Source organism: Paracraurococcus ruber, assembly GCF_004353985.1.
Taxonomy (GTDB): Bacteria; Pseudomonadota; Alphaproteobacteria; order Acetobacterales; family Acetobacteraceae; genus Paracraurococcus; species Paracraurococcus ruber.
The window spans coordinates 1-689 of the sequence record NZ_SMOA01000654.1; the positions used below are offsets into that span (position 1 = coordinate 1).

The 689-nt window shown below is 80.7% G+C and carries 1 protein-coding gene; it reads left to right on the top strand.

Annotation, left to right across the window (positions count from 1 at the left end; genetic code table 11):
* Window positions 1–108 precede the first annotated feature (108 nt).
* Window positions 109–689, top strand: a 581-nt coding sequence (locus E2C05_RS32315; RefSeq protein ID WP_133223664.1) for a hypothetical protein, incomplete at its 3' end; no start/stop codon positions are given.

Consider the following 689-nt stretch of genomic DNA (forward strand, 5'->3'; position numbering starts at 1 on the left):
CGGCGTGGCCCGGCGCCACGGCCGGCCAGGCCGCGGCATCGCCGCCCGCGGGTCGCCGCCGGCGGCCGCCGGGCCGGGTCCGGGTCGCCAGGGGCGAAGGCGGCGGGCATGAGGTCCCTGCCCTTCCGGCCGGATACCGGGCTGCCCGCGCTCGACCGCGCCCGCTACTCGCACCTCATGGCGTTCGAGGGCGGGATGCCCTTCGACGGCCGCTTCGGCGCGGCGATCCAGGACGGGATGCACCTGCCGCCCGGCCGCTACGAGGTGGACGTGCCGCCCGCGGCGCACCACGTGCTGTTCCACGTGTTCGAGACGACCGGCCCCCCGGGCGAGGCGCGCATCGCCGGCCGCCGCATGGCGCCCCCGCGCCTGGGCGCCGCCGCGGTGATCCCGGCCGGCAGCGACAGCCAGTGGCTCAGCCGCGGTGGCGGCCTGATCCTGCACCTGCATGTCGCGCCCGCCTTCCTGGCCGGCTTGGCGGAGGAGGACGGGCCGGCCGGCGCGGCGGCCACCCTGCCGCTGCGCACCGACGTGGCGGATCGGCCGCTCACCCGCCTGCTGGACCGGCTGCGGCGGGCGGTCGGCGGCCCCGGCCGGCTGGACGGGCTGGTGCGCGACCAGGTGGCGGTGCTCTGCGCCGTCCGGATGCTGCGCCTGGGCGCCCCCGCCGGCCCGGCGCCGCAGCCGCG